The organism is Pseudoclavibacter sp. VKM Ac-2888, assembly GCF_015351285.1.
In the GTDB taxonomy this organism is placed as follows: Bacteria; Actinomycetota; Actinomycetes; order Actinomycetales; family Microbacteriaceae; genus Pseudoclavibacter.
Genome location: NZ_JADKSM010000004.1, coordinates 78,477 through 99,524 on the forward strand (window position 1 = coordinate 78,477; position 21,048 = coordinate 99,524).

A 21,048-nucleotide genomic window follows, 5' to 3' on the forward strand; every position below is an offset into this window, starting at 1 on the left:
TGTGCTTGATCGGAGAGGTTTTGGCGACGATTACACGGCTTCGGACCATCCAAGTCCCAGGCGGTCCCGCATAGTCTGCTGGTTGGCAGTGTTGGGCACGTGCGCCGATCAGGCGCAGTGGTGGTCATTTGGGCAAGTTTTCACGGTTCTCGAGGAGACGCCGTGCTGCAGAAGAATGCAGGGAGTTCCAGCCCGCACCCCACCCTGGGCGGCGCTGAACCCTCGCCCTCTTCGAGCGTTCGCGCGCCATCACAACCGTCACTGAAAGCGTTCCACCGTTGCCTGCATCGAATACCGGCCCTCGCGCCGGGGAAGAACTGCCCCCGAAGCTCCAGCGAGCCCTGCAGCGCACCCCCTCTTCGTCGACGTCGCCCGTCAGCCTGGTGTCCTGGCGTCGCTACCGTGTCGGCGCGCCCGTTGGCAAGGTCCTCACCTCCACGTCCAACGGTCCGCTCGATCTTCAGTTCGACGCCACAACCGACTCCAGCGTCGGTGTTCAGCAGCGGGCGACGATCACCGCGCTGAAGGGGGTCGGGAGGCATCTTGCTGTGCCGCCGGCTCGGGGGAGCAGGGCGACGCGGTTGAGCATCGCCTTCAGCCGAGCGGTGCAGGGCGTCTCGTTCTCCCTGCTGAAGATCCCGGGCGTCGATGACGAGGATGCGCGGATCGTCGTCACCTCCTCCGGTCTGACCTTCGAGCGTGAACGCGGCCTCGGGGGTGATGGCTCGGAAGCCGACCCGTTCCGCAACCTGGGGTCGCGCCAGCGCAGTCTCCGCCTCTCCTGGAGGGGGCCCGTGTCGAGGCTCGTGGTGCAGCTCGTCCACGGCCAGCAGGACGATGATGCCCGTCTACTCCTCCGGCTGAGCGACCTCGTGCTGCTCGACGCCGTGACCTCGAGCTCGGACTCAGACCCGGAAGCGGAATCGGGGCCCAGGCCGACGGCGTGGGGAAAGAGCGAGGACTGAACTCCTCGTCGAGTTCGGTCCCTCCGTCGCTCGTTCGCGGAGGGACCGAATCTCCAGGGGTGGTTCGAATCAGGTCCCGCTGCAGAGGACGAGCGTCGAGCTGACCGCGCCGCTCGGCTTCGCGGTGGACCCGGCCGTGAAGCCGGTCGGGAGCGTCGCGGTGGCGTTGAGCGTGAACGCGACGGAAATCGACAGCGTGGTGCGCAGCTCGAGCGCCGCGTTCGCGGGCAGTGCCGACGTGAGCGTGATCCGGCGCGTGTTTCCGCTGAGGACGTTGACGTTGGCGGTGGCGCCCGTGACGGAGAAGACGCCGATGTTGGCGATACCCGAGCCGACGATGTCGATCTGGGTGCCGATCGGCAGGGGCTGCGCACCCGCCGTGACCACGAACCCGGGGCCGATGAGGGCGAGGACTCCGCAGTCGCCGACCACGCGGAAGTTGCCGACGTTGACGAGCTGGGACGAGGAGGCGAAGGGTGCGGCGGTCGCCAGCGCGATGACGGGAACCGACCAGGCGGCACCCTTCACGAGGTTGCGGCGATCAATGGTCTTCGGTGCTTTGGGGGAAGAATCGGTCATGGGGGGAGACCTCTCGCGAGTGACGACGTTGTTCGAGCAAGTGCTCCCCGCTATTGAATGAAGAATCGCTTTTGCGCACGGAATGAGCGCTTATCCCGTCGCGTTCTGCCGGATAGACGGCGCGAATCGTTCAGCCTGCCCGGGTCGAGGGCGAGAGTATGCAGAATGCAGCGAGAAGGGCTACGCGCTCTGGGGCGAAGCGGATACTGCGTTGAATTGATACCGCTTCAGAACGCGGTGCATGACCTGCGATGAGGAGAATCCGGAGAGCTCCGCGAGCTGGGTGACCGGCACCTGCGCGTAGCGCTCGTCGTTGAGCAGCTGGTGCGCCAGCTCGGCTCGAGCGCGTCGCAGCGCGGAGGCCGGAGCGTCCCCGTGCGTGTGGAACTCCCTCTGGAGCTGCCGCAGGGAGACACTCAGATCCCGCGCGATGGTCGACGGCGAGACGTCGGGGTCCGCGCGTCGCACGATCATGAGCTCCAGCGCGCGGGGGTAGAGGCCCTGGGTGCCGACCTGCACGTCGGCGTGGAAGCCCTCGCTGCTCAGCAGGAGCGCACCCGACTGCTCGTGGAGCAGCTGCTGGAGGAAGTAGGAGGACAGGACCGTCGGATCCTCGTCCAGCCGCGCGAGCACCTCGAGGAACGAGGTCACAGGGCGTGCGAGCGCCGTATCGGAGCGCAACACGCCGCTGTGGTTCGAGACCCGCACGCCGAGGTCGGCCGCGACCTGGGCGGGAACCGACGCGAGGATCACGGCGGAGGCTTCCTCGAATCTCATCGAGGACTGCGCTCCCGGCCCCAGGAAGAAGCCCCCGCTGGCCGTGATCGTGTGCGACGCACCCGTGGGGTCGATGGTGAGTCGTCCTTGGCGGACCAGCCCGAGGACGATGCGCTGTCGCGCTGACTCGTTCTCGATCCGCACCGGTCCCGTGCGGACCTCGGCCCGGAACACGCAGCCGTTCTCGAAGACCACGCCGGCGGCGGACAGGTGCCAGTTGCGGTCGTCGCTCGAGAATCGACCGACCCCCGTCTCCACATCCGCGCTCGCCGAGACTCCGTCCACGACGGAACGTTGAGAGCTCAGGATCAGCGAGGATCGGTGAGCGCCGGGGGGAGCGGCCATGCAACAAGTGTTCTGAATCCAGAGGTTTATTGCAAGATAGAGCGCCTTCGGTGGCGTGTCGCGGGCTTCATAATGAGACTTTTTTGTGGGTGATTGCAGCTTTCAGAGGATGCAATTCAATTCACCGAATTCCCCGGGTCGATTGTCGGAGAATTCCCCAAGCTTGGTGAATGGCGTTCACTTAGTCGTGGATGCGGAAGACGACCTTGACGCCTTTCGCGACGAGATCCATCCCTGCCCGCCAGTCCTCCAGGGCGAGCTCGCGCCCGATCACGGCTTCCGTGTCGATGCGCCCCTGGCCCATGAGCCGAAGTGCCGTGCGGTAGCTTGACGGGCGCTTCCCTCGTGATCCCTTGAGGGTCAGCTCTCGGTTCACGACGGCGCCGATGTCGAAGTCCGGATTGCGTGTGTAGAACGCCACCATGATGAGCTCACCGCCCTTCGCGAGCAGCTCGAGTGCGCTCTCTGCAACCTCCGGGCTGCCGGAGCATTCGAACACGGCGGCCGCGCCGAGTCCGCCCGTGAGCGACCTCACGAGCTCGACGACCGATTCGCGCTCGCTGTCCACGACGTACGGGATCCCCATCTCCAGTGCGCGGTCGAGCGTCTCCCGATGTCGGCTGCGCCCCACGAGGATGGGCGTCGCACCCACGGCGAGGGCGACAAGTGCTGTCAGCTGCCCGACCGCCCCAGGCCCGGTCACGACGACGACCTCGCCGGCGAGTGGTGCGGAGCGCTCGACGACGGCGTGCACGGACACGGCGAGGGGCTCTGTCAGCGCGGCCGCTCGGAGGCCCACCCCCGGTGGCAGTGCGTGCACGGCGCGTTCGGGCATCGCGATGCGGTCCGCCAGTGCGCCGTCGGTCGTCGTGCCGATGCCCGTGCGCTTCGAGCAGCGGTTGTACTGCTCGGACCTGCAGTAGGTGCACTGCATGCAGAGCACGGCATCCGTCTCGAAGGTGACCGGAGTGCCGATCTGCAGGTCGGCACGCACGACCCCGTCGCCGAGGGCGGCGATGGTGCCGGATGCTTCATGGCCCAGGATGCGCGGGGTGTGCTGGTCGCCGACGCTGTCGATCGCGTGCCGGTCGGTGCCGCAGACGGCGCCGTAGGCCACGTCGATGAGCACGGCATCGTCGGCGATGCTCGGCTCCTTCACGTCGCGCAGTTCGACAGCCCCGGCTGCTGGCGAGAACTTGAGGAGAGCTTTCATGCTCCGATCCTGGCAAGGACCGGAGCAAAGTACAAGCATGTACAAGACTGTGCATGGCTAGACAAGTTCGGTCAGGTGTATTACTGTCACGAGCGATAGGCCAGCACTGGCACCTCAATGGAGAGGAACACCCCAATGACCTCGTACCTTCTCGGCATCGACGCGGGAACATCCGTCATCAAGGCCGCCGTCTTCGACGAACGCGGCACGGAGCTCAGCAGAGGTGCCGCGAACGTGCCCATCTCGAACCCGAAGTCCTACGAGGCCGAAGAGGACATGGAGACCGTCTGGATCGCCGCCACCACGGCCATCCGCGACGCCATCACCGGCAGCGCGGTGCGGCCCCGCGAGATCATCGCGATCTCCGTCACCGGCCAAGGCGACGGCAGCTGGCTCATCGACAAGAACGGCAAGCCGGCCGGTCCCGCCATCCTCTGGACGGACGGCCGCACGGGCAGCATCATCGACGAGTGGTACACCGACGGCACCGTCACGAAGCAGTTCGACATCAGCGGCACCGGCCCATACGCCGGCACCGCCTCCGCCATCCTCCGCTGGCGCCGCGACAACCAGCGCGAGCTCCTCGAAGGCGCCACGCAGCTGTGGTGCAAGGACTGGATCGAGTACCGCCTCACCGGCGACATCTCGACCGATGCCTCCGACGCCAGCCTCTCCGGCATCGACGCACGCACCCGCCAATGGTCAGACGAGGTCCTGCGCACGTGGGGCATCGAAGATATCAAGCACGTCCTGCCCAAGATCAAGTCCTCCACCGACCTCGCTGGCGAGATCACCGAGGAGGCTGCTGGCGTCACCGGACTCATCGCGGGTACCCCCGTCTACAAGGGCCAGATGGACATCACCGCGTCCTCGCTCGGCGTCGGCGTCGCCCGCCCAGGCGACTGCATGGCCGTGATCGGCACCGCCGGCATCGTCACCGTCGCGACCGACACGCTCGAGCACGGCTTCGAGCCCGCAGACTCCGGCTGGGTCATCCCGCACAGCCCCGACACGTGGATTCGCGCCATGGGCATGAACTTCTGCACGCCCAACCTCGACTGGTTCCTCGCCGAGCTCGGCGCCGCCTTCTCGCTCGAAGCCCGCGGCAAGAACATCGACATCTTCGATTACCTCGACGAGGTCGTCACCGAGACCCCCGTCGGAGCCGAGGGCGTGCTGTACCACGGCTACCTCGCGCCGGGCGGCGAACGCGCGCCCTTCGTGAAGCCCAGCGCCCGCGGCTCCTTCAATGGCATCACTGGCTCCCACACGCGCCGCCACATGCTGCGCGCCGTCTACGAGGGTGTCGCCTACGGCATCCGCGACTGCCTCGACTCCATCCCGACCGAGGTCAAGACCGTGCGCATGGCCGGGGGCGGTGCGAACAGCGCCGTCTGGTGCCAGATCTTCGCGGACGTGCTCGGTCGGACGATCATCGTCCCGGCGGGCACCGAGTTCGGCGCCAAGGGCGCCGCCATCGTTGCGGGCGTCGGAGCCGGCGTCTTCGCGTCCTACGCCCAGGGCGCCGACGCGACCGTCAACATCGTCCGCACGTACGAGCCCAACCGCGACAACACGAAGATCTACGACCGCTTCTTCCCCGTCTACCGCAGCATCCGCACCGCGATGCTGCCCATCTGGGACGAGCTGCAGGCGGCGACCAGGGCCGACGAGCAGTGAGAGCCGACGTCCCAGACGCGTACCTCTTCGACCTCGATGGCACGATCTACCTCGGCGGTGGTCTGCTCCCCGGGGCCCGAGACACCGTCATCGAGCTCCGGGAGGCGGGAGCCACGGTGCTGTTCTGCAGCAACAACCCCACCAAGACGCCGGGCGACTACGCAGAGAAGCTCACCGCCCTCGGCATCCCCACCGACGAGCGCGACGTGTACACGAGCCTCGTGGCCACCGTCGAATGGATCACCCGTCACCGGCCGGGCGCGACGGTGTTCCCCATCGGCGAGCAGCCGCTCCTCGGCGCGCTCATCGCTGCGGGCATCACCGTGAGCGAGGACCCGGAGGCGATCGACCTCGTCGTCGCCTCCTACGATCGCCACTTCGACTACCGAAAGCTGCAGATCGCGTTCGACGCCATCTGGATGCACAAGCGCGCGGAGCTCGTGGCCACCAACCCCGACCGGTACTGCCCGTTCCCGGGCGGCAGAGGGGAGCCGGACGCGGCCTGCGTGACGGCGGCCATCGAGGCCGGCACGGGCACCCGCTGCGTCGCGGTCTTCGGGAAGCCGAGCGTCGACTTCTTCGACGTCATCGCGGGCGCTCGTGGGCTCGACCCGCAGCGCACCGTGATGGTCGGCGACCGACTCGCGACCGACATGGCGTTCGGCAGGGCCTGGGGTGCCGGCACGGCGCTCGTGCTCACCGGCGAGGCGCAGCCCGGCGATGCCGAGCTCGCGCCGGGAGCCGAACGGCCGCACGTGGTGCTGTCCGGCATCGACCAACTCGTGGACCTGCACCGCTCAGGTGCCTGGAGCAGGCTCGAACGCGACCTGACCACAACCGAACGGGAGGCCGCCGCATGACGGCAGTACTGCAGGCATACGCATTCGAGGCCTCCGGCGGCAAGCTCCGGGTGCTGCGCTACGAAGCGGATGTGCGCCTCGCGGTCGGTCGCGTGCTGCGAGACCTCGGCGTGCCCGACGGTGCCGACGTCGCGCTGCTCGCGGACAGCGCGCAGAAGCTCACCTCGACGGGCGAGCTCGGGGAGGAGGTCACGGCCGCGCTCGCCGCGGGGGGATACTTCGTGCGCCGCCCGGCCCTGGAGATCGGCGGGCACGGGCTGGTCCTCGACGAGGCGACCGTCGCGAGCGCAGCGTCCGCAGTCGATGGAGCGCGGGCGGTGGTTACCGTCGGCTCCGGCACCGTCACCGATCTCGGCAAGGCGGTCGCCTCAGCTGGGGTGCTGCTCGTCGCGGTGCAGAGCGCGCCCTCCGTCAACGGCTTCGCCGACTCGCTCAGCGTGCTCGTGCGCGGCGGGGCGAAGTCCACGACGCCCACGCGGTGGCCGGACGCGCTCCTCATCGACGCGGATGCCCTCGAGCGTTCACCGGCCCGCCTCGTGGCCGCCGGTGTCGGCGACGCGGTTGCCATCGGCTGCTCCGGCGCCGACTGGCTGCTCGCGTCCGCCCTGCAGGGCACGCGGGCAGACGCGGCGGCGCTCGTGCCGATCCGTGACGCGGTCGCTCGCCTCGCCGCCGGGGCGCACGCCCCCGGCGCCATGCCCGCGCTGGTCGACGCCCTCACCGTCGGCGGCCTCATCATCGGCGCACTCGGCACGACCGCGCCGCTCTCGGGCAACGAGCATCTCCTCAGCCACATCCTCGACATGTCCGCCATGGCACAGGACCAGCCGCACGACCTGCACGGCGCGCAGGTCGGGGTCGCGACGGTGCTCAGCGCGGCGCTGTGGGATGTCGCGCTGAGCGAGGGGCTCGTGCGCCTCGCACCGGGCTCCGCGTATCCCGACGACCTCGAGGAGCGGGTGAGCGAGGTCTGGTCGCGGGTCGATGCGAGCGGCCGCCTGGGCGCCACGTGCGCCGCCAACGTCGAGCGCAAGCGCGCGCTCTGGCAGGGCGGCGACGGGCTCGCACCAGGCGTGCTCGCCGAGGTGCGGGCGCAGCTCGTCACGCCGGAGGCGGTCGTCGGCACGCTGCGCGCATGGGGTGCGCCGACTCGCCTCCGCGAGCTGACGCCGCCCGTCGACGCCGAGACGGCGAGGTGGGCGCTGTCCGCGCTGCCGTTCATGCGCGATCGGCTGACGCTGGCAGACCTCCTCGTCGTCGGCGGAGCCTGGACCGACGAGTTCCTGGACAAGGTCATCGCCAGGGCAGACGCGGCTGGCGGCGGGCTGTAGAGACTCCGCGCCGACTTTCTCGAGGGAAAGGGCCACGCGGCGCGTAGGGACGAAGGGCCGGACATCCCACGGTGTCCGGCCCTTCTTCGCGCCCCGGTGGCACATCCCGGGCATCAGCCTGCCGCTCGGGTGAGGTCCAGGGCGGGTTCGGTCAACGCTGACCAACATCGGTGCACGAACACGGCGTCGGGCGCAGCGGAGGCTCGGCAGGCACGATTCGTGCACTCATGTTGGTCAGAAGATCGCTGGGGGCTGGCGAGGGGGTGCTGAGCGTGGAAGGCGGCGGGGTGGGTCGACAGGACCCGTCGCCCACGAGGGTGCGCGCACAGCAGGAGGGGCGGACACCGCGTGGTGTCCGCCCCTCCTGTTCGGCCGGTTCCCTGGCGGGGTGTGGCCTCGCCCGGGGAAGGAGCCCCGGGCTAGATGAGGAGACCCAGCGGCTTCTCGATGAGCTCGCGGAGCCTGGCCAGCCACCTGGCGGCGATGATGCCGTCGACGGGCCTGTGGTCGACGGACAGCGTCACGGTGACGACGGTGCCGACTCCGAGCGTGTCGTCGTCGAGCACAACCGGCACCTTGCGCGCCGCGCCCACGGCGAGGATCGCGGAGTGCGGCGGATTGATGATGGCCGAGAACGCGTCGACGCCGAACATGCCGAGGTTGGTCACCGAGATGGCGCCGCCTTGCAGCTCGCTCTGCTGGAGCCGGCCCTCGTTGGCGCGCGCCACCGCGTCCTTCACCTTCGCCGCGAGGGCCCCGATGCTGAGCGCCCCGGCGTTCGCGATGACGGGCGTCACGAGGCCGCGCTCGCTGGCCACCGCGACCGCCACATCCTGGGTCGCGAAGGACACCACGGCGTCCGGCGTCCAGATCACGTTGAGCTCGGGCACGTCCCGGAGTGCGAGGGCGGCGGCCTTCACGAAGAGGTCGTTGACGGAGATTCGGATCTCGCTCGCCTCGTTGAGCTGTGTGCGCAGGGCAAGCAGCTCGTCGACGCGCAGCGTCGCCTCGAGGTAGAAGTGCGGGGCGTCGCGCTTCGAGGTCTGGAGGCGGTTCGCGATGAGCCTGCGCAGCTTGCTGTGCGGCGTCGCCTCCCCTCCCTCCGGGAGGTCGATGTCGGCAGCCGGGGTGGGTGCCGGCTGTGCGGCAGCGCGCTGTGGTGCGGGAGCGGCTGCGGCCGGGGTGGCGGCGGACGCGCGTGCCCGTTCGACATCGTCGCGCACGATCCGCCCGTTCGGCCCCGTGCCGTCGAGGTCCTCGATCGACAGCCCGTACTCCTTCGCGAGGCGACGAGCGAGGGGGCTCGCGAAGATGCGACCGCCCTTCGGCCCCGGGTCGCACGACCTGCCGGTCGAGCCGGTGGCGCACGACGCGTCGGCGGTTGAGCCCGTGGAGGCATCGTCCTGCGCCGCCTCGGCCGACACTGGATCCGGGTTCACGGGGGCGGCCTCGTCTTCGGCGACGGACGCAGACGCTGCGGTTGCAGCCGGCGCGCTCGGCACGACCTCGGCGCTGGCCGGGGTTCCGCTGAGCTGGGCGGCGAGCTCGGCGGCTGCAGAGGGGTCCTCGCCGACTGCGAGCACGATCGCGATGGGGTCCCCGACGGGAACCATGTCGCCGACGTCGGCGAGGAGCGTGTGCACGACGCCGTCGAGCTCTGCGACGATGTCGACGACCGCCTTCTCCGTCTCCACGGCGGCGACGGCTTCGCCCTTCTTGACCGAGGCGCCGGCTGCGACGAGCCAGTTCTCGAGTGCGGCCTCATCGGAGTCGGCGGAGACTCCGGGCATCCTGAGGAATGTTGCCATGTCAGGTTCTCTCTCTCGCTCAGAAGGCCTTGAGGGCCGCGACGATGTCGGCCGTCGTGGCGTTCGCGGCCTCTTCGAGCGCCTTGGAAATGCTCGGGGATGCCTCGCCGCCGTGGACTCGCGCGACGGGGGCGTCGAGCCAGTCGAAGAGGCGCTGCTGGATGGCGTCTGCGAGCCAAGCGCCGTAGGAGGTGCCCTGCGCGCCCTGCTCGACGATGACGACGCGGTTCGTCTTCTTGATGGACGCCTCGAGCGTGTCCCAGTCGATGCTGGCGCGGTCGAGCCAGCGGAGGTCGATGACCTCGCCGTCGACGCCGGACTCCTCGACGGCGTCCAGCGCGCGCTTCACCATCGAGAGGTACGAGATGACCGTCACGCCGGAACCCTCGCGCCGCACAGCGGCCTTGCCGAGGGGGAGCTCGTAGTCGAGATCCTTCGGCGCGAGGCCCTCCGTCTTGTACAGGTCGGCGTCGTGCTCGAGCACGGCGACCGGGTCCTTCGTGCGCATGGCCGTGTTCAGGAGGCCGACGTAGTCGACGGCCGTGGATGGGGCGATGATGCGCCATCCCACGGAAGTGGCGAGGATGCCCGCCGGGTCCATGGAGTGCTGCGAGCCGTATCCGGTCGACGTGCCGATCTTGATGCGCAGGATGAGCGGCATGTCGTGCTCGCCGCCGAACATGTGGCGGGCCTTGCCGATCTGGTTGAAGAGCTGGTCTGCGGCCACCCAGAGGAAGTCGGCGTACATGAGCTCGATGACGGGGTAGTAGCGGCCGTCGAGCGCGATGCCCCCGCCGAGGCCAGTGAACGCGGCCTCGCTGATCGGGGTGCCGAGCACGCGACCCGGGTACTTCTCCGCGAGCCCCTTCGTAGCGCCGCGGGAACCGCCGCTGAGCTTGTGCACGTCCTCGCCGAGCACGATGACGCTGTCGTCCGTCTCCATGCGGCGATCCATGACGGCCGCGACGACGTCGACGAACTTGCGCTTCTCGAGCTCGTCATCGGCGAAGTCGCCCCACTCCTTGACGTCGCCCGTGAACTCCGGGGCCTCGCCGCGGATGCCGATGTCGATGAAGTCCGTCGACGGCCACAGGCTCTGCTTGATCTGCAGCTTGCCCGGGCGCCCGGAGGCGTCGGGTTCGACGATGCGCGAACCCACCTCGGTCATGACCTCCTTGATGCGGCCGGCCAGGCTGTCGAGCTGTTCACGCGTCGCGATGCCCCGCCGCTCGAGGTGCGCCTCGACGAGCGCGATGGGGTCGCGGTCGCGCCAGCCCTGCTCCTCGTCTTTCGAGCGGTAGCCGAACGCGCTGCCCGGGAATGGGCCGTTCTGGTGGAAGTACCGGTAGGTGTCCGCTTCGATGATCGCGGGGCCCTCGCCTGCTCGCATGTGCTCGAGGGCCTGCTGCGTGGCGAGATAGACGGCGAGCGTGTCCTGTCCGTCGACGCGCCAGCTGCGGATGCCGAACCCCTGGCCGCGGCCGGAGAGTCTGGATTCGCCTGTCGCTTCCTCGACGGTCGTCGAGACCGCGTACTGGTTGTTCTCGATGAAGAAGAGCGTCGGCAGCTTCCAGGCGGCGGCGAGGTTGAACGCCTCCAGCACTGAGCCGATGTTCGCCGCGCCGTCGCCGAAGTACGTGACGGCGGCCGCGTCGGTTCCGGCGTGCTTGTCGGCCCACGCGAAGCCGGTCGCGAAGGGCACCGCGCCGCCGACGATGGCGTTCGTGCCCATAGCGCCGGCTTCCTTCCACTGCAGGTGCATGGAGCCACCGCGGCCCTTGCAGTAGCCGTCCTTGAGGCCGGCGATCTCCGCGAGGCTGCGGTAGAGCACGTCGACCACTTCGGGGCTCAGCTCGTCGTCGACGGAGAAGCCCGTCGGCTGCACGTACCCGAAGACCTTGGCGAGGAACTGGTGGTGGCCTCGGTGCGAGCCGTTGACCTGGTCGGCGGGGGTGAGGGGGACGCAGGAGCCGACGGCGGCGCCTTCCTGGCCGATCGAGGAGTGGGCGGGGCCGTTGATGAGCTTCTGGCCGGCGAGGTTGAGGACTTCCTCCTCGAAGGCCCGCACGAGGTGCAGCTGCACCGCGAAGTTCTGCAGGAGCTCCGGGGCTGCGTCGTCCCAGTCCTCCTGGGTGGTCTCCAGCTGGACCCAACTCACGTTCGGCTTGAGGTTCTTGATGGTAGACATCGAGTGTGTGATCCTCCGCTCGTGAGCTCCCTGGTGAGGAGCTCATCTGTCTGGGCGACAGCGCTGCACTGCGCTTCCCAGTTGTCTGTACATGCACGGTCCTGGCTTCACATAGGATTGGCCGGGCGAGCCATGAACAGAGCCTACTGTACATGGCTAGACATGTATATGCATCTAAGGACGTTGGTGAAACCGTGGCCGATCAAGGACTCAGCGGAGAGACGCTCGACAGAAATGCGGCAGTCCCGCTCTACGTGCAGCTCGCTGACGTGCTGCGCTCGAAGATCCAGAGCGGAGAATGGAAGCCTGATCAGCGCATTCCCTCCGAGAACGAGCTGAACCAGATCTACGGCATCAGCCGGATGACGGCGCGCAACGTGCTCTCCAAGCTCGTCGACGAGGGGCTCCTGTTCAGGGTCCACGGCAAGGGCACGTTCGTCGCCCACCAGAAGATCAGCACGAAGTCGCCGTCGTATCAGGGCATCCGCGAGCAGCTCGAGCAGCAGGGATTCGCGACCCGCACCGAGATGCTCGAGCTCGAGCGCATCGCTGGGGGAGGCCGCATCGGCCAGATCCTCGGCATCGGCGAGACCGAGAGCCTCTTCATGGTCCGCAGGCTCCGATACGCGGAAGACGAGCCCATCAGCATCCACGAGTCGTACGTGCCAGAGCGACTCGCGCCCAAGCTGCTCGAAGCCGACCTCGTCACCCGCCAGCTGTGCACGGTGCTGGAGGAGAACCACCAGCTGCGGATGGCGAACGTCATCGAGACCCTCGAGTCGTCGGTGCCGTCGAAGTCCACACTCACGACCCTCAAGGCGCGAACCGGCACCCCGGTGCTCCTGCTTGAGCAGCGCATCTCGAACGACGACGGCACGCCCTTCGAATTCACGCGCATCCTGTTCCGCGGCGACAAGGTCCGGCTGGAGTTCTCCTACTCGCTCTGACGCAGCGGATGCGGCAGCCGCGAGCGACACGAACGGGCCCCGACCGGGGAGGAGCATCCATCCTCGGTCGGGGCCCGTTCTTCTTCGTGCGGGTCTCTGCGGGCACCGCCTGTCGGAGAGTCAGGTCTCGTGCACCTCGCACGGCATCACGCCGCCAGCGCTGCCTCCAGCGAGGCGACGGTGATGGTTCCATCAGCGCGAGTGAGGTCGGCGCCGCGCAGCGTGGTCGACGGGGCGCCGGCCTCGCCGAGATGGGAGACGACACTCGTCGCGGCGGGGAAGTCGTCGTCCGCCGTGAAGTGGCTGACCGTGACGATGTGCGCCAGGCCCGCAGCAGCGGCAGCCTGCGCGCCGCCCCACGAGTCCTCGATGACGACCGCCTCGTCCTTCGCGAGCCCGAGCGTGTCGAGCGTGAGGAGGTAGATGTCCGGGGCCGGCTTCTTTGCGGGCACGACGTCGCCGGCGAAGACTCCGGCAAGACGGGACCGCAGGTCCGCACCGATCACGGTGTCGAGCACGGCCTCCACGCTGCCGAGTGCCGACGTGGACGCGACGGCGACGACCCAGCCGGCGTCCAGCGCCTCCGCGATGAGGCGGCGAACGCCGGGGCGGCCAGGCACCCTGCCTGAGCCCATGATCTCCACGTACGCCGCCGACTTCCGCTGGTGCACGTCCGCGACGAGTGCGTCCAGCTCGGCCGAATCAGCGGGGGCGAACTCGGGATGCTCACCCAGGTAGGCCTTGAAGCGCTCCTTGCCCCCACCCACCCGCAGCAGCTCGCCGTACTCGTCGGCGCTCCACTGGAAGCCCAGCCCGAGCTCGTCGAAGACCCGGTTGAAGGCGACGAGGTGACCGTCGAGCTCCGTGTCGGCCAGGACTCCATCGCAGTCGAGGATCAGTGCGCGCGTCATGCCGCTGCCCCGTTCGCAGTGTCGCGGCTTCCGAAGAGGTCGATGTGCTCGGTGACGGTCGCCGTGACCGCCTCGACCTGTTCCGCGAAGAGCTTCACCGGCTCCCATTTCCCGCTTGCCTCTGCGGCGACGAGGTGGCGGTGCGCCGAGTGCAGGTAGGCGAGCTTGAGCGCCGTGGAGATGTTGATCTTCGAGGTGCCGGAGGCGATGAAGCGCGCGAAGTCCTCTGCCGAGAGGCCGGTGCCGCCGTGCAGGACGATCGGGATATCGGTGCGGCTCGAGAACTCGGCCGCCCGGTCGAAGAGCAGCGTCGGGTTCGCGGTGTAGAGGCCGTGCGCCGTGCCCAGCTGCGGGGCCAACAGGTCCGTGCCCGTGTCGTTCGCCACCTCGAGCAGGGTGTCGACCGAGTAGGCGTGCGTGGCCTCGTCCGAGCCGACGCCGTCTTCCACGCCGACGATGTTCTCGATCTCCGACTCGACGTCGACTCCTGCTGCGTGCGCCTCCTGGACGACCTCGCGGGTCTCTGCCCACGCCTGGTCGAGACCCCGGTCGGAGGCGTCGAAGAGCACGGAGCTCCAGCCCTGCGCGATCGCCTCGGTGATGACGGCACGGTCGGGGCAGTGGTCGAGGTGCAGTGCGACCGGCACGTCGACGGCATCAGCGGCGATGCGCGCGGCGGCGGCGAGCTGCGCGGCGCCGACGACCTTGAGGGTCTTGACGGACGTCTGCAGGATGATCGGCGAGTTCGCGGCCTGCGCCGCGGCGACGGTGGCCTGCAGCGACAGCTGGTCGACGATGTTGACGGCGGGGATCGCATACCCGCCAGCCCGGGCGGCGGCAGCGAGCCGCCGCGTGCTTGCGAAGGTCATGGTGTTCTCCTACGTGGTTGGGTCGGCGCGTGAAGCCGCTGGGTTCGGTCGTGGAGCGGGTGGATGCGGAAGGTCACGGGTGAGGGGCCTGCGTTGGTCCGTCACTCGTCAGCTCCTGGATGCCGCCGTGCTGGCGGCGGTCGCGAGGATGATCGCCGTGGACTGGGCGCCGGGGTCTCGGTGCCCTCGCGAGCGCTCGCCCAGGTAGCTGGCACGCCCCTTCGTCGCGATGAGCGGCTCCGTGGCGACCGCGCCTGCTGCGGCTGCCTCCGCGGCGGCCGCCAGCGTCTCCGCCGGGCCCGCACCGGCGGCGGCGGCCGCCTTCGCCGCCTCGACCGCCGGGGTCCAGGCGTCCACCATCGTCTTCTCGCCGGCGTGCGCCTTGCCGCGTTTCATGAGGCTCTCGAGCGCGCTCTCGAGCATCGTCGCGACCCCGGCGCCGTCGAGTGGGAGCGTCGAGCACTTCGCCGCTCCGATGAAGACCGAGCCGTACAGGGGGCCGGATGCGCCGCCGACCGTCGACATGAGCGTCTTGGCGGTGACGGCGAACACCTCCTTGACGCTGATGGGGGTGCCTTCCCCGACGGCTGTCGCCGCGGCTGCGAGACCCCGACTCAGATTCTCGCCGTGGTCGCCGTCGCCGATGGCCCTGTCGAGCTCGATGAGCTCCGTGCGTGCCGTCAGGACGTCGGCGGCCGCTGCCTGCACCCAGGCGATCGCCCAGCCGGTGTCGAGTTCGTCGGTCATGCGCCCGCCCGCCATCCGCTCGTGTGGACGGGGGCATCGAACAGCTCGGTGAGTTCGTCGTCGAGGCGCAGGAGGGTGATGGAGGCGCCCTTCATCTCGAGCGAGGTGAAGTAGTTGCCCACCAGGCTGCGCTCGATGGTCACCCCGAGGTCGTCGAGGACATCAGCGGCGTGGTTGAAGAGGATGAACTGCTCGGAGAGGGGGGTCCCTCCGAGGCCGTTCACGAACAGCAGGACCCGGTCTCCCGAGGTGATCTCGAGGTCGCTGATCACACGCTCGAGGAGGATGTCGGTGATCTCGTCGGCCGTCGTCATCTCGCCGCGTCGAACCCCGGGCTCACCGTGCACGCCGATGCCGATCTCGATCTCGTTGGGTCCGAGATCGAACGAAGGCCTGCCGACGGTGGGGACGGTGCACGCTTCGAGCGCGAGGCCCATCGTGCCCATGTTCGTGTTGGCCTTCTTGGCGATGCGGACCACGTCGGCGAGGTCGTCACCGCGTTCGGCTGCGGCCCCGGCCAGCTTCATCGTGACGATCGTGCCAGCGACGCCGCGGCGACCTGCCGTGTAGGTCGAGTCCTCGACCGCGACGTCATCGTCGAGCACGACCGTCTCGACCTCGATGCCCGCGAGGTCGGCGAGCTCTGCCGCGGCCTCGAAGTTGAGGATGTCACCCGTGTAGTTGAGGACGAGGTGGACGACGCCGCGGCCCTGATCGGCGGAGCTCGTCGCCGCGAGGATCTGGTCGGGGGTGGGGGAGCTGAAGAACGCTCCGGGTGCGGCTGCGTCGAGCATCCCGGCGCCGACGTAGCCTCCGCCGAGCGGCTCGTGCCCGGAACCGCCGCCCGAGATGACGCCCACCTTGGGGGAGGCGGCGGGCGCCGCCCTCGAGAAGTGCACGGGATCGGTGTGCAGCGTGACGAGCGACGAGTTGGCACGCGCGAACCCGCGCATGAACTCGTCGAGGACGGTCGCGGGTGTGTTGATCAGTTTCTTCACCGAATGCTCCTTTGCATCGTGGCGTACAGCTCGATCGTGACTACAAGTACATACAAGCATATTCAAGTATGTACATGTTGTTGACCTTGCCGGATCGCGAGATCAGCATACATGTCTATACAAGTATGTCCAACTCGAGCCCGGTTGCACGCGCACACGGTGCGCCGGAGGGTGTCGGCTACTCTGCGCGATGCCTCAGCTCGCGCCCCCGAACGACGTCCTTCTCGATCTGTTCCAGGCGCTTGGCGCTGGCCTTGGTGTCGCGCGGAGGCAGCTGGATGCTCTGCTCCGCCGCGATGCCGCCCCGCAGCTGCCGGACACGCTCGATCTCCGCATCGCACTGCGCACCGAAGAGCAGGGCGAGGTTCACGATCCACAGCCACAGGAGCCCGACGATGACACCGGCAACGCTGCCGTAGAGGCGCTCGTAGCTGCTGAAGTTCGCCACGTAGAAGAAGAAGCCAGCGCTCGCGATGCCCGTCACGAAGAGTGCGATGAACGCGCCGAGCGTCATCCACTTGAACTTCGGCAGCTTGACGTTCGGCGTGCCGTAGAACAGGACGGCGATCATCACGATCACCACGAGCAGCACGATCGGCCACCTCGCGAAGCTCCATACGGTCAGCGACGCGTCGCCCAGACCGATGATGCCGCCGATGGCCGAGGCCACCGGTCCCGAGAGGGCGAGGATGGCGAAGATCACCAGCATGAGCAGCAGGAGCACGATCGTCCACAGCATCATGGTGGGGCGCAGCTTCCAGAACGGCCGCCCCTCGTCGATCTCGTACACCGTGTTCATCGCGTGCGAGAAGCAGTTCACGTAGCCCGACGCAGACCACAGTGCGCCGAGCAGACCGACGATGAACGCCGTGCCTGCGCCCTGCGACTCGCCCAGCTGCAGCACCGTGCTCCGCAGCGTCTCCGCGAACGTCGGGTCGGCGAGGTGCGTCGACATCTCGTCGATGAAGGACACCGCCGTGTCGGTCAGCCCGAACAGGCCGATGACCGACATCAGCGCCAGGAGCGCGGGGAACAGGCCGAGCAGCATGAAGAAGGTGAGCGCCGCGGCCAGGACCGTGCAGCGGTCGCGGAGGAACTCCCGGATGGCGCGCATGAGGATGTACCGCCAGGCCGGGCCGACCACGTTCCTCAGCCCGTCTGGCTTACGGGGGTCTCGCGCATCCGGAGCCGTCCGTTCCTTGACGACGCTGGTCTCATGGGCTGCCCCGGGGGTGGTCATAGAGGCAGGCTAGGCGCGCGCGGTGCCCTCGGCGGGGAGGGCGCGCGCTCGGCCACCACCTCCACGCGAGAAAGGGAGCAGCCGAGTACGGCTGCTCCCTTTCGCTGGTGCTGACGTCGTGGCTAGACGCGGCCCTTCAGCATTGCCTGCTTGACCTCGGCGATCGCCTTCGTCACCTGGATGCCTCGCGGGCAGGCCTCGGTGCAGTTGAAGGTCGTGCGGCAGCGCCAGACGCCCTCGCGGTCGTTGAGGATGTCGAGGCGGACCTTCGCGTCCTCGTCACGGGAGTCGAAGATGAAGCGGTGCGCGTTCACGATGGCGGCAGGTCCGAAGTACTGGCCGTCGGTCCAGAACACGGGGCACGACGTGGTGCACGCGGCGCACAGGATGCACTTGGTGGTGTCGTCGAAGCGCTCGCGGTCGGCGATCGACTGGAAGCGCTCCTTGCCCTTCTCCGGCTCGGCCTGAGCCTTCAGGAAGGGCTGCACCTCGCGGTACGCCTCGAAGAACGGCTCCATGTCGACGATGAGGTCCTTCTCGAGGGGGAGCCCCTTGATGGCCTCGACGTAGATGGGCTTCGAGATGTCGAGGTCCTTGACCAGCGTCTTGCATGCGAGTCGGTTGCGGCCGTTGATGCGCATCGCATCGGAGCCGCAGATGCCGTGTGCGCAGGAGCGACGGAACGCGAGCGAGCCGTCCTGGTCCCACTTGATGCGGTGCAGGGCGTCGAGGATGCGGTCGGTCGGGTACATCTCGACATCGAACGCCTCCCAGTACGGCTCGGTGTCCGTCTCGGGGCTGTAGCGGCGCACGTTGAGCGTCACCGTGAACGGCTTGGGAGCCTCGATGGGCGCCTCGGGTGCTTCAGTCGTTGCAGCAGTCATTCTGTGAAGCCCTTCCTAGTACTTGCGCTCGGTCGGCTCGTAGCGCGTCACGCGCACGGGCTTCTTGTCGAGACGGATGTGGTCTGCGGGGTCGGGAGACTTCCGGTCGCCCGTGAGGTACGCCATGGTGTGGTGCATCCAGTTGACGTCGTCGCGCTTCGGGAAGTCGTCGCGCATGTGGCCGCCGCGGCTCTCCTCGCGGTTGAGGGCGCAGTACACGAGCACCTCGGCGAGGTCGAGCAGGAAGCCGAGCTCGATGCCCTCGAGCAGTTCCGTGTTGTAGCGCTTGCCCTTGTCGAAGACCGAGATCTCGGTGTACCGCTCGCGGAGGGAGTGGATGACCTTCGTCGCCTCGGTCAGCGTCTCCGAGGTGCGGAAGACCTGGGCGTTCTTGTCCATCGTCTCCTGCAGCTCACGACGCAGGCCGGCGACCGACTCGGTGCCGGTCGATGCCTGCAGGTCGTCGACCATGCCCTTGACGAACGCCGCTGCGTCGTCGGGCAGGGGAGCGAACTCGGCGGTCTTGACGTACTCGACGGCGTTGCGGCCGCTGCGCTTGCCGAAGACGTTGATGTCGAGCAGCGAGTTGGTGCCGAGGCGGTTCGAGCCGTGCACCGAGACGCAGGCGCACTCGCCGGCCGCGTAGAGGCCGGGGATGACGGTCTCGTTGTCGGAGAGCACCTCGCCGGCGTTGTTCGTCGGGATGCCGCCCATCGCGTAGTGCGCGGTCGGGTACACGGGTACCGGCTCGGTGACGGGGTCGACGCCGAGGTAGGTGCGCGCGAACTCGGTGATGTCGGGCAGCTTCGTCTCGAGCACCTCGGCACCGAGGTGGGTGCAGTCGAGGTACACGTAGTCCTTGTGCGGGCCGGCGCCGCGGCCGTCGAGCACTTCCTGCACCATGGAACGAGCCACGATGTCGCGGGGCGCGAGGTCCTTGATGGTCGGCGCGTAGCGCTCCATGAAGCGCTCGCCCGAGGCGTTGCGGAGGATGGCGCCCTCGCCGCGCGCACCCTCGGTGAGGAGGATGCCGAGGCCGGCCAGGCCGGTGGGGTGGAACTGGTAGAACTCCATGTCCTCGAGCGGGAGGCCACGGCGCCAGACGATGCCCATGCCGTCACCCGTGAGGGTGTGCGCGTTCGAGGTCGTCTTGAAGACCTTGCCGAAGCCGCCGGTCGCGAAGATGAAGGCCTTGCCCTGGAAGACGTGCAGCTCGCCCGTCTTGAGCTCGAGTGCCACGATGGCCGCAGGGACCTCCTGGCCGTCGACCTCGGTCATGACGATGTCGAGCGCATAGAACTCGTTGAAGAACTTGACGTTGTGCTTGACGCAGTTCTGGTAGAGCGTCTGGAGGATCATGTGACCCGTGCGGTCAGCCGCGTAGCAGGCGCGGCGAACCGGCGCCTTGCCGTGGTCGCGCGTGTGGCCGCCGAAGCGACGCTGGTCGATCTTGCCCTCCGGGGTGCGGTTGAAGGGCAGGCCCATGTTCTCGAGGTCGATGACCGCCTCGATGGCCTCCTTCGCGAGGATCTCGGCAGAGTCCTGGTCGACGATGTAGTCGCCGCCCTTGACGGTGTCGTACGTGTGCCACTCCCAGTTGTCGTCCTCGACGTTCGCGAGAGCCGCCGCCATGCCGCCCTGCGCCGCACCGGTGTGCGAGCGAGTCGGGTAGAGCTTCGTGACGACAGCCGTGTCAGCGCCCTGCGCGGCCTCGATGGCCGCGCGCATCCCGGCGCCGCCGGCGCCCACGATGACGATCTCGTGCTGGTGGTAGTGGACGCCGTCGACGGTGCGCGTCGGAGCGAGCTTCTCTGCCATATGTCTGTGGCTCTTCTTTCTGAGGTGGTGGAAGTCGTGTGGCCGAGCGGGTCGGCTAGGCCGGGCAGAAGCTCGGCAGGTTCTCGGCTGCGCCGTTCGCGGGGCACGGGTCGAACGTGTAGATCACGAGGAGGCCGAGGACGATGAGCACCGTCGTGACGAGGAACAGCGTGACCTGCAGTGCGCGACGCGTGCTCGCCTTCGACACGTAGTCGTTGATGATCGTGCGCATGCCGTTGGCGCCGTGGATGAACGCGAGGACCAGCATGAGCGTGTCCCAGACCACCCAGAAGGGGTCTGCCATCTTGCCGGCGACGAACGCGAAGTCGATGGCGGCGACGCCCTGGCCGACCATGAGGTTCGTGAAGAGGTGGCCGAAGATGAGGATGACCAGCAGCACACCGGACACGCGCATGAACGCCCAGCCGATGCGCTCCCAGTTGGTGCTGTTCTTGGCGGCAGCTGCTGAACGGGGGTACTCGATGGTTTCGATAGTCATGGCAGCTCCCTCCTAGTGGCTGAACACGTTGATGAGGTGGCGGGGCGTGAAGCCGAGCATCGTGACGACGCAGAGGCCGATGACGATCCAGAACATGAGCTTCTGGTACTTCGCGCCGCCGGGCAGGAAGTCGATGAGGATGATGCGGATTCCGTTGAACGCGTGGTAGCAGATGGCTGCCACGAGTCCGACCTCGCCGATGCCCATGATGGGCGTCTGGTAGGTGTGGATGGCCGCGTTGTAGGCCTCAGGACTGACGCGCACGAGCGACGTGTCGAGCACGTGCACGATCAGGAAGAAGAAGATGGAGACGCCGGTGATGCGGTGGAGGACCCAGGACCACATGCCCTCGTTCCCCCGGTACAGCGTGCCGCCGCGTCGCGGCTTCT

At 68.2% G+C, this 21,048-nt stretch carries 19 protein-coding genes; 5 read left to right on the forward strand and 14 right to left on the reverse strand.

Features of this window, described 5'->3' with window-relative positions; genetic code table 11:
- The first annotated feature begins 278 nt into the window (after nucleotides 1-278).
- A complete protein-coding gene (locus tag ITJ61_RS18655; protein WP_194687105.1) occupies nucleotides 279-965 on the forward strand; it encodes a hypothetical protein in 687 nt (228 codons plus the stop codon).
- A 69-nt stretch (nucleotides 966-1,034) separates the two neighbouring features.
- Here ITJ61_RS18655 and ITJ61_RS18660 read toward each other — a convergent pair whose 3' ends face one another.
- From ITJ61_RS18660 to ITJ61_RS18670, 3 genes are all read right to left on the reverse strand, one after another.
- On the reverse strand, nucleotides 1,035-1,544 hold the full coding sequence (locus ITJ61_RS18660; RefSeq protein ID WP_194687106.1) for a hypothetical protein: 510 nt from the start codon (nucleotides 1,542-1,544) through the stop codon (nucleotides 1,035-1,037).
- Between the two features lie 180 nt (nucleotides 1,545-1,724).
- On the reverse strand, nucleotides 1,725-2,666 hold the full coding sequence (locus ITJ61_RS18665) for an AraC family transcriptional regulator (protein WP_104243089.1): 942 nt from the start codon (nucleotides 2,664-2,666) through the stop codon (nucleotides 1,725-1,727).
- A gap of 181 nt (nucleotides 2,667-2,847) precedes the next feature.
- Nucleotides 2,848-3,879, reverse strand: a complete 1,032-nt coding sequence (locus ITJ61_RS18670) for a zinc-binding dehydrogenase (RefSeq protein ID WP_181065025.1) — start codon at nucleotides 3,877-3,879, stop codon at nucleotides 2,848-2,850.
- 135 nt (nucleotides 3,880-4,014) lie between these two features.
- Between ITJ61_RS18670 and ITJ61_RS18675 the strand changes: the two genes are divergently transcribed.
- From ITJ61_RS18675 to ITJ61_RS18685, 3 genes are read left to right on the forward strand one after another with little or no spacing between them, the layout of a single operon-like run.
- The gene (locus ITJ61_RS18675) at nucleotides 4,015-5,559 is read left to right on the forward strand and encodes an FGGY-family carbohydrate kinase (RefSeq protein ID WP_104341829.1); all 1,545 of its coding nucleotides are present in this window, start codon (nucleotides 4,015-4,017) and stop codon (nucleotides 5,557-5,559) included.
- On the forward strand, nucleotides 5,556-6,419 hold the full coding sequence (locus tag ITJ61_RS18680) for an HAD-IIA family hydrolase (RefSeq protein WP_104243083.1): 864 nt from the start codon (nucleotides 5,556-5,558) through the stop codon (nucleotides 6,417-6,419). Before ITJ61_RS18675 ends, ITJ61_RS18680 begins: the two co-directional genes overlap by 4 nt.
- Nucleotides 6,416-7,750, forward strand: a complete 1,335-nt coding sequence (locus tag ITJ61_RS18685; RefSeq protein ID WP_194687107.1) for an iron-containing alcohol dehydrogenase — start codon at nucleotides 6,416-6,418, stop codon at nucleotides 7,748-7,750. The genes ITJ61_RS18680 and ITJ61_RS18685 overlap by 4 nt, the downstream gene beginning before the upstream one ends.
- 419 nt (nucleotides 7,751-8,169) lie before the next feature.
- On the opposite strand, the gene ITJ61_RS18690 is transcribed toward ITJ61_RS18685, so the two are convergent.
- Nucleotides 8,170-9,558 (reverse strand): dihydrolipoamide acetyltransferase family protein, encoded by a 1,389-nt coding sequence (locus ITJ61_RS18690; protein ID WP_194687108.1) that lies wholly within the window; start codon nucleotides 9,556-9,558, stop codon nucleotides 8,170-8,172.
- A gap of 19 nt (nucleotides 9,559-9,577) precedes the next feature.
- The gene (locus ITJ61_RS18695; protein WP_194687109.1) at nucleotides 9,578-11,746 is read right to left on the reverse strand and encodes an alpha-ketoacid dehydrogenase subunit alpha/beta; all 2,169 of its coding nucleotides are present in this window, start codon (nucleotides 11,744-11,746) and stop codon (nucleotides 9,578-9,580) included.
- Nucleotides 11,747-11,940: 194 nt separating this feature from the next.
- Here ITJ61_RS18695 and ITJ61_RS18700 point away from each other — a divergent pair, with 194 nt between their 5' ends.
- Nucleotides 11,941-12,693 (forward strand): GntR family transcriptional regulator, encoded by a 753-nt coding sequence (locus ITJ61_RS18700; protein ID WP_219819519.1) that lies wholly within the window; start codon nucleotides 11,941-11,943, stop codon nucleotides 12,691-12,693.
- A 146-nt stretch (nucleotides 12,694-12,839) separates the two neighbouring features.
- Here the strand turns inward: ITJ61_RS18700 and ITJ61_RS18705 are convergent, their stop codons facing one another.
- The 9 genes from ITJ61_RS18705 to sdhC all read right to left on the reverse strand — a co-directional run bounded on the left by ITJ61_RS18705 (nucleotide 12,840) and on the right by sdhC (nucleotide 21,004).
- Nucleotides 12,840-13,604 carry an HAD-IA family hydrolase gene (locus ITJ61_RS18705; RefSeq protein ID WP_104243072.1) on the reverse strand — a complete coding sequence of 255 codons (765 nt, stop codon included), beginning with the start codon at nucleotides 13,602-13,604 and terminating at the stop codon, nucleotides 12,840-12,842.
- Nucleotides 13,601-14,473 (reverse strand): class II fructose-bisphosphate aldolase, encoded by an 873-nt coding sequence (locus ITJ61_RS18710; RefSeq protein ID WP_104243070.1) that lies wholly within the window; start codon nucleotides 14,471-14,473, stop codon nucleotides 13,601-13,603. The genes ITJ61_RS18705 and ITJ61_RS18710 overlap by 4 nt, the downstream gene beginning before the upstream one ends.
- A gap of 108 nt (nucleotides 14,474-14,581) precedes the next feature.
- Nucleotides 14,582-15,220: a dihydroxyacetone kinase subunit DhaL gene (gene dhaL / locus ITJ61_RS18715; RefSeq protein ID WP_104243383.1), complete on the reverse strand. Its 639-nt coding sequence runs from the start codon at nucleotides 15,218-15,220 to the stop codon at nucleotides 14,582-14,584.
- Entirely contained in the window at nucleotides 15,217-16,218 is a 1,002-nt protein-coding gene (gene dhaK, locus ITJ61_RS18720; RefSeq protein ID WP_194687110.1) for a dihydroxyacetone kinase subunit DhaK, read from the reverse strand. Before dhaK ends, dhaL begins: the two co-directional genes overlap by 4 nt.
- Nucleotides 16,219-16,396: 178 nt before the next feature.
- The gene (locus tag ITJ61_RS18725; RefSeq protein WP_104243066.1) at nucleotides 16,397-17,458 is read right to left on the reverse strand and encodes a YihY/virulence factor BrkB family protein; all 1,062 of its coding nucleotides are present in this window, start codon (nucleotides 17,456-17,458) and stop codon (nucleotides 16,397-16,399) included.
- A 122-nt stretch (nucleotides 17,459-17,580) separates the two neighbouring features.
- Complete coding sequence (locus ITJ61_RS18730; RefSeq protein WP_104243064.1) at nucleotides 17,581-18,342, reverse strand: succinate dehydrogenase iron-sulfur subunit; 762 nt, start codon at nucleotides 18,340-18,342, stop codon at nucleotides 17,581-17,583.
- A 15-nt stretch (nucleotides 18,343-18,357) separates the two neighbouring features.
- Complete coding sequence (gene sdhA / locus ITJ61_RS18735) at nucleotides 18,358-20,160, reverse strand: succinate dehydrogenase flavoprotein subunit (protein ID WP_104243062.1); 1,803 nt, start codon at nucleotides 20,158-20,160, stop codon at nucleotides 18,358-18,360.
- A 55-nt stretch (nucleotides 20,161-20,215) separates the two neighbouring features.
- Complete coding sequence (gene sdhD, locus ITJ61_RS18740; protein WP_181058009.1) at nucleotides 20,216-20,659, reverse strand: succinate dehydrogenase, hydrophobic membrane anchor protein; 444 nt, start codon at nucleotides 20,657-20,659, stop codon at nucleotides 20,216-20,218.
- Nucleotides 20,660-20,671: 12 nt separating this feature from the next.
- Nucleotides 20,672-21,004, reverse strand: coding sequence for a succinate dehydrogenase, cytochrome b556 subunit (gene sdhC, locus ITJ61_RS18745; RefSeq protein ID WP_416366864.1), 333 nt, complete (start codon nucleotides 21,002-21,004; stop codon nucleotides 20,672-20,674).
- Nucleotides 21,005-21,048 lie beyond the last annotated feature (44 nt).

Excerpts from the sequence above, each read along its gene's own strand:
- ITJ61_RS18660 (WP_194687106.1), bottom strand. The coding sequence starts at position 1,544 with ATGACCGATTCTTCCCCCAAAGCACCGAAGACCATTGATCGCCGCAAC.
- ITJ61_RS18665 (WP_104243089.1), bottom strand. The coding sequence starts at position 2,666 with ATGGCCGCTCCCCCCGGCGCTCACCGATCCTCGCTGATCCTGAGCTCT.
- ITJ61_RS18670 (WP_181065025.1), bottom strand. The coding sequence starts at position 3,879 with ATGAAAGCTCTCCTCAAGTTCTCGCCAGCAGCCGGGGCTGTCGAACTG.
- ITJ61_RS18675 (WP_104341829.1), top strand. The coding sequence starts at position 4,015 with ATGACCTCGTACCTTCTCGGCATCGACGCGGGAACATCCGTCATCAAG.
- ITJ61_RS18685 (WP_194687107.1), top strand. The coding sequence starts at position 6,416 with ATGACGGCAGTACTGCAGGCATACGCATTCGAGGCCTCCGGCGGCAAG.
- ITJ61_RS18690 (WP_194687108.1), bottom strand. The coding sequence starts at position 9,558 with ATGGCAACATTCCTCAGGATGCCCGGAGTCTCCGCCGACTCCGATGAG.
- ITJ61_RS18695 (WP_194687109.1), bottom strand. The coding sequence starts at position 11,746 with ATGTCTACCATCAAGAACCTCAAGCCGAACGTGAGTTGGGTCCAGCTG.
- ITJ61_RS18705 (WP_104243072.1), bottom strand. The coding sequence starts at position 13,604 with ATGACGCGCGCACTGATCCTCGACTGCGATGGAGTCCTGGCCGACACG.
- ITJ61_RS18710 (WP_104243070.1), bottom strand. The coding sequence starts at position 14,473 with ATGACCTTCGCAAGCACGCGGCGGCTCGCTGCCGCCGCCCGGGCTGGC.
- dhaL (WP_104243383.1), bottom strand. The coding sequence starts at position 15,220 with ATGACCGACGAACTCGACACCGGCTGGGCGATCGCCTGGGTGCAGGCA.
- ITJ61_RS18725 (WP_104243066.1), bottom strand. The coding sequence starts at position 17,458 with ATGACCACCCCCGGGGCAGCCCATGAGACCAGCGTCGTCAAGGAACGG.
- ITJ61_RS18730 (WP_104243064.1), bottom strand. The coding sequence starts at position 18,342 with ATGACTGCTGCAACGACTGAAGCACCCGAGGCGCCCATCGAGGCTCCC.
- sdhA (WP_104243062.1), bottom strand. The coding sequence starts at position 20,160 with ATGGCAGAGAAGCTCGCTCCGACGCGCACCGTCGACGGCGTCCACTAC.
- sdhD (WP_181058009.1), bottom strand. The coding sequence starts at position 20,659 with ATGACTATCGAAACCATCGAGTACCCCCGTTCAGCAGCTGCCGCCAAG.
- sdhC (WP_416366864.1), bottom strand. The coding sequence starts at position 21,004 with ATGTGGTCCTGGGTCCTCCACCGCATCACCGGCGTCTCCATCTTCTTC.